Source organism: Streptomyces sp. SID14478 (genome assembly GCF_010548525.1).
Lineage (GTDB): Bacteria > Actinomycetota > Actinomycetes > Streptomycetales > Streptomycetaceae > Streptomyces.
Genome location: NZ_JAAGMG010000076.1, coordinates 1 through 5,939, shown reverse-complemented (window position 1 = coordinate 5,939; position 5,939 = coordinate 1). Strand labels below are relative to the sequence as shown.

General features: G+C 70.8%; 4 protein-coding genes. 2 read left to right on the top strand and 2 right to left on the bottom strand.

All coding sequences use genetic code 11. The annotated features are described in order from the left end of the window. Both G3I40_RS02720 and G3I40_RS02715 read right to left on the bottom strand, forming a co-directional pair. On the bottom strand, positions 1-582 hold a 582-nt coding region (locus G3I40_RS02720), incomplete at its 3' end, for an FAD-dependent oxidoreductase (protein ID WP_164300533.1). 183 nt (positions 583-765) lie between these two features. Beyond that, a complete protein-coding gene (locus G3I40_RS02715) occupies positions 766-3,531 on the bottom strand; it encodes a lysylphosphatidylglycerol synthase domain-containing protein (RefSeq protein WP_164300532.1) in 2,766 nt (921 codons plus the stop codon). 164 nt (positions 3,532-3,695) lie between these two features. On the opposite strand from G3I40_RS02715, the gene G3I40_RS02710 reads away from it, so the two are divergent. After that, positions 3,696-4,061, top strand: a complete 366-nt coding sequence (locus G3I40_RS02710) for an MGMT family protein (protein ID WP_164300531.1) — start codon at positions 3,696-3,698, stop codon at positions 4,059-4,061. A gap of 278 nt (positions 4,062-4,339) precedes the next feature. After that, positions 4,340-5,939: ATP-dependent helicase (locus G3I40_RS02705; protein ID WP_164300530.1), on the top strand; the 1,600-nt coding region annotated here is incomplete at its 3' end.

The following is a 5,939-nucleotide window of genomic DNA, read 5'->3' as shown; positions in this document are numbered from 1 at the left end:
CCCGGTCACGGACCCGCCGCGATCGGCTGCGGTGGCGAGCCGGGGGAGCGCCGCCCGCAGGGACATCCGGTCGGCCGAGCCGCCGTCGCGCGCGCTCACGAGCGGCGCGACGAGCCGGTCGACGGCCTCCCGCCCGATCCGCCCGGAGAGGTATTCGGCGACAGGGACGTCACGGTCGAGGCAGCGCGTGGGGAGCGCGTCCTCGCGGCGCAGACGCTCGACGCCGTCGTCGGACAGCAGGCCGGTGCCGGTCAGCGCGGACGGATCCACCGGAATACCCATCACGTGCCCGGTGGGGAAGGCGCGCAGTGCCCCGTCGGACCAGACGACGGTGGCCGCACGGGCGGGATCGCACAGCGCCTCTCCCAGCCCCGCTTCGCGGGCGAGGCCGATCGCCTCCGGGCGCAGCGCCGTCATCGCCTCTGCCCCCACGTCCACCGGGACGCCGGCCACGTACGCGGAACGCATCTGCCCGCCTACATGAGGGGCGCTCTCCAGGACGGTGACGTCGGCACGGCCCCGCAGCTCCCACGCTGCGGCGAGCCCACTGATTCCGCCCCCGATGATGATCGTTGAACGCATGGCGTGTACTCCCTGCCGGGCACATCTGAGCCCACCGGATCACGCTACGTCCGGGCCGGACACCCTCCGCGGGCCGAAAGTCCCCCTACTAGGGACCGTGGTCACGCAACCAAAAAGCAGGAGCGAGTGTTCCGTTGGCCTAGGACAGGAGGAGCGTCGTGCAGGGCCATGTTCAAAGGTTGTCTAAAGAGCGCCCTTACGTGTCAGGTGGTTGAAGAACAACCACCCGGGAAGCACGGGCAGCCACAAGGTGAGCAGCCGGTACAGCAGTACGGCCGGTGCGGCCACTTCCTTCGGCAGGCCGACCGCGATCAGGCCCACGGTCAGGGTGGCTTCGACGGCGCCCACGCCACCCGGGGTCGGCGCGGCGGAACCGAGCGCGTTACCGGCAAGGAAGACGACCGCGACGCTGGCCAGGCTCAGGTTCGTCGTGTTGTCGCCGAAGGCGCGGATGGAGGCGTCCAGGCACATCACGAAGCAGGCGGTCAGAAGCAGCATGCCGCCGATGCCGGTGAGCAGCTTCCGCGGCCGTTGCAGTACGTCGAGCATGCGGGGCACAACGCCGGCGAAGAGTGACCGCACGCGCGTGACGACGAATTTCCGCAGGAAGGGAATGGACGTCATCACAAGGACAAGGACGGCGACCGTCAGCAGGCCCGCGATGACCGTGCGGGACGGCGACAAGGAAGGCGTCTTTTCCGTCCCTGTCAGATAGCCGAAGGTCAGCAGCAGCAGGATGTGGCTTCCCATGCCGAACAACTGCGAGGCGCCGACGCTGGCCACCGCGAGACCGGGGCGCACGCCTGCGCGCTGCAGGAAGCGCGTGTTGAGCGCCACGCCGCCGACTGCCGCAGGAGCCACGATCTTCACGAACGAACCGGCGACCTGGGCCGCGACGGTCCGCATGAAGGGCACCCGCTCGGGCACGAAGCCCAACAGGCTCATCGCCGCCGCCACGTAGCTGAGCGCCGAGAACACCACGGCGAGCCCGACCCAGCCCCACTCGGCCTCGCCCACTATGGCGCCGAAGTCGATGTGGGTGAGCTGCGACAGAAGGAAGTACGCGCCGATCGCGCCGGCGATGAAACTGATCAGCGTGCGCGGCCTGATGCGCTCCAGGCGGGCCGGCTCGACGGGCGCCTGGGGGCGGATGCGCAGCACTTGATGGCGGATCTGGGTGAGCAGGTCCTCCTCGCGCGCCTCGTCCAGGGCGACGTCGATGGCCCGCTTCTCGGCCTGCCGCTCGGCCTTCTCGGACTTCTTCTCGGCGCGTACGGACTTCTTTTCGTCGCTGTCGGCCTCGGTGGCCTCTTCCAGGCGTGCTTGTTTGGCCCTGCTGGATGCCTCCAGGACGGCCTCGCGCTCGCGCTGGGCGCGCTCCCGCCCGAGCTTGCGCAGCGTGGCTCTGGTGGAGCGGGTGAGCGCGATCGGCTGCAGCAGTGGCAGACAGTCGGCGACGGTGTCGGGCCCGAGGACGCCGACCGCGGAGGCGACGGACCGTTCGGCGCCCACCCGCAGGCCCAGCGTGGTGAGCAGTTGGGCGATGTCCATCCGCAGGACCAGGTCGCCCGCGGCGATCTCACCGCCGCGCAGGTCCGTCAGGAACAGCGTGCCGGAACGATCCACCAGAATCGCGTCGCCGGCCAGCCGCCGGTGTGCGATCCGCCGGGACTGCAGTGCTTGCACCTGGTGCCAGGTGTCCCGCAGCAGCTCGTCGGTGATCTCCTCGTCCGGGATCGTGTCCAGGGACCGCCCGCCGATGTGCTCGTACACGAGGATCACCGCGTCGGGCCCCAGCTCGGACGTGGCGATCAGCTTCGGTGCGTTCGCCCCCGCGGAGATCGCCGCGTAGGCGAGCAGTGCTTCCTGCTCCAGGGCCTGGCGCAGCGACTGGAGGCTGCGGCGCTGGGTGATGCCGCGCAGCGTCAGACGCCGCCACACGCGGTAGAAGAAGCCCTGCGCCTGCTGTTCCCGGTCGACGACGGTGACGTCCAGCGGGGGGCCGTCCTCCAGGGTGACGAAATAGCGCCGCCCCCGGTCGCCGTTCTCGGTGGCGCCTTCATGAGCCTCCTCGCGGGAGGCACGCAGGGGGTGGAAGCCGACGTGCCGCAGCCCGGCGAGGAGCGTCTGCCCTGTGGGCCGCACGTTGGGGGAGCCGACCGCGTAGAGCGTCCCGTAGGCGACGGTCCAGCCGATGAGGATCGTCAGAATGATCGAGAACGGTGTGGTGTAACCGGTGACCAGCATGGCGAACGCGTCGAGGAGCAGCACCACCCACAGGACCACCCGCCATCGTGGTCGCCGGGACATGCCGACGGCCGTCATGTAGGCGATGACGGGCGCCAAGTAGCCGTGCACGGGGTCGGTGAGTGCATGGATGTCGCCGGGCGACACCTTGGTGAGCGCGTCCTGGATGGACTGAGGTGCGGCCTTGGCGACCCAGAGGTCGGTCGCGAGCGTCACTCCGTGCGCGAGCACGGCCGCGAGCACGCCGTCGGCGATCCGCAGCCCGTCGCGCTTGATGAGCCGCTCGATGGCGAACGCGACCGGCACGAGAAGGATCGCGATGCTCGACGCGAGACCCGCGAACTTGGTCAGCAGGTCCGGAGCCTGGCCGGTGCCCTTGTCGATGTCCTGGGCGAAGCCGGAGGTCGTGGCGTGCGCGAACGCGGCGATGGCGAGCAGGACGGCGATCGCGAGCAGGCCCACGAGCAGGCGCATCAGGTCGGAGGGACGGTGCACGCGCGCGGGGAGCAACGGTTCGTCGCCGTCGACCTGCTCCACGTGGGTGTCGGCGTCGACGCAGTCCGGATCGTGCAGCGGCTGCTCGTGCTTCTCCTCGGCGGCCTCCCCGGCCGTCTCTTCAGGGCGCGCCGGTGTCACAGAGGTGCCCTCCGCCTTGTCGGGGTGCACGCTCTGCTCCGTCGTCTCTTCTTGATCTCGTATCACCAGTCACCGCCCGCACGATGGTGGCATGTCCCATCGCGATAGGGGGGCATCAGGGTGCATTTGAGGAGCCCGGAGTCGTCGGCAAGCGCCTTCTCGTACGTGTCTCCAGAGCGCCGCTTGGAGATCTCTCCAGATTGTCGGTGCCGTGGGGCAGGATGGGCCGGATGAGCGAGGAGAGCGAGCCGGCGGGCGACCTGCCCGAGTACGCGGAGCGGGTCCTGGAGGTCGCCGAACTGATCCCGCCGGGGCGGGTCATGACGTACGGGGACGTCGCCGAATGGCTTGAGGAGGGCGGGCCGCGCCAAGTGGGGCGTGTGATGTCCCTCTACGGAGGCGCCGTGCCGTGGTGGCGCGTGGTGCGCGCGGACGGGGCGCTGCTCCCCGGCCACGAATTGGGAGCACTCGGGCACTACAGGGAGGAGGGCACGCCGCTTCGTGAGGCCTCCCGCGCCGCCGAGGGCCACGTGCCGCGCCTCGACATGAAGCGGGCGCGATGGGACGGCAGGACACGTACGGAAGCTCACAATTGACAGCTTCGGCCATCCCGCGCGCGGGTGGGGCGCCGGTGGCCCGTACGGGGGAAAAGGGGCAGGTGGGGCACTTCGCCACGTCCGTATCCGTTCGTGAGACGGGGCACACCTGTGCCGGGAGCGCTGGGGGAGAGGCGCCGGAAGCTCGGCTTCCGCCACACTCGACGGCGTAGCGTCGACGGCACCGTCGATGGCAGACACCTCCTTCACCCCGTGACCACCGCCCCGACCGGACGGCGCTTCGACCACCAGCACACCCACCAGGACCAGCGATCCACGTGAGCTCCTCTTCGTCCACCCGGCACCTGTCGCAGCACCAGGTTCGACAGGGGGTCCCCGGTGCGTATCGGCTGGTACGTACCCGACCGGCTCCCGCGGACCCCCCTCGTCTGGACGCACATCAGCGCGCGGTGGTTGACCACGCCCACGGGCCCCTGCTCGTCCTGGCGGGGCCGGGCACAGGAAAAACCACGACCCTTGTAGAGGCCGTGTCGGCCCGCATCGCCAAGGGCACCGAACCCGAGCGCATCCTTGTCCTCACGTTCAGCCGCAAGGCCGCCGTCGAGCTGCGTGATCGTATGGCGCTGCGCATAGGAGCCGCTCGGGCTCCCCAGGCGACGACATTCCACTCGTTCTGCTACGCGCTCGTACGCGCCCACCAGGATGCCGAACTCTTCGTCGAGCCGCTTCGCCTCCTGTCCGGCCCCGAGCAGGACGTCGCCGTGCGCGAGCTGCTCGCGGGCCAGATCGACCTGGAGCGGGCCGGTCTCGGCCACGTGCGCTGGCCCGATGAGTTGCGCGCCTGTCTCACCACGCGGGGCTTCGCCGACGAGGTGCGTGCGGTCCTCGCCCGCAGCCGTGAGCTGGGCCTCGGGCCCGCCGCCCTGGACGCCTTCGCGCGACGCCTGGGCCGACCGGACTGGCGCGCGGCTGCCACGTTCCTCGCCGAGTACTTGGACGTGCTCGACATGCAAGGAGTACTCGACTACGCGGAACTCGTGCACCGGGCCGTGCTCCTCGCCCGCCGCCAAGAGGTCGCCGACCAGCTGGCCGCGCAGTACGACGCCGTGTTCGTCGACGAGTACCAGGACACCGACCCGGCGCAGGTCCGGCTGCTGCACGCCCTCGCTGGCGGCGGTCGCACCCTGTTCGCGTTCGGTGATCCGGACCAGTCGATCTATACGTTCCGCGGCGCCGATGTGAACGGCATCCTGGACTTCCCGGGCGACTTCCCGCGCGCGGACGGCCTGCCCGCGCCGGTGGAGGTCCTCACCACGTCCCGGCGCTCCGGCGCCGACCTGCTGGAAGCCACCCGCCGCGTCACCCAGCGGATGCCGCTGACCCGGCTGCCCGCAGAGAAGGTGCGTGCCCACCGCGCGCTCACGCCCGTGCGTGACGGCGGCCGGGCCGAGGTGTACACGTACCCGACGTCCGGCACCGAGCTCGACAACATCGCGGACATCCTGCGCCGCGCCCACTTGGAGGACGGCATCCCATGGAGTGACATGGCCGTCCTGCTGCGCGCGGGTACGCGCAGCATTCCGGTGGTGCGCCGTGCGCTCACGGCAGCCGGCGTCCCTTTGGACATCGACGGCGACGACCTGCCGCTGCGCCACGAACCGGCGGTCGCGCCGCTGCTGACCGCCCTGAAGGCGGTGGCGCAGAGCCCGACGGAGGAAGACCCACAAGGAGGCAGCCGCTTCGACACCGAGACGGCCCTGACGCTCCTGGCCTCACCCCTGGCCGGCATGGACGCCGCCGACCTGCGCCGCCTGGGACGCGCACTGCGCGAGGAGGAGCGCGCCGCGGGCAACCACCTGCCCGCGCCCTCCGACGAGCTCCTGGCCCGCGCGCTCGCCGAGCCCGAGCGGCTCGCCC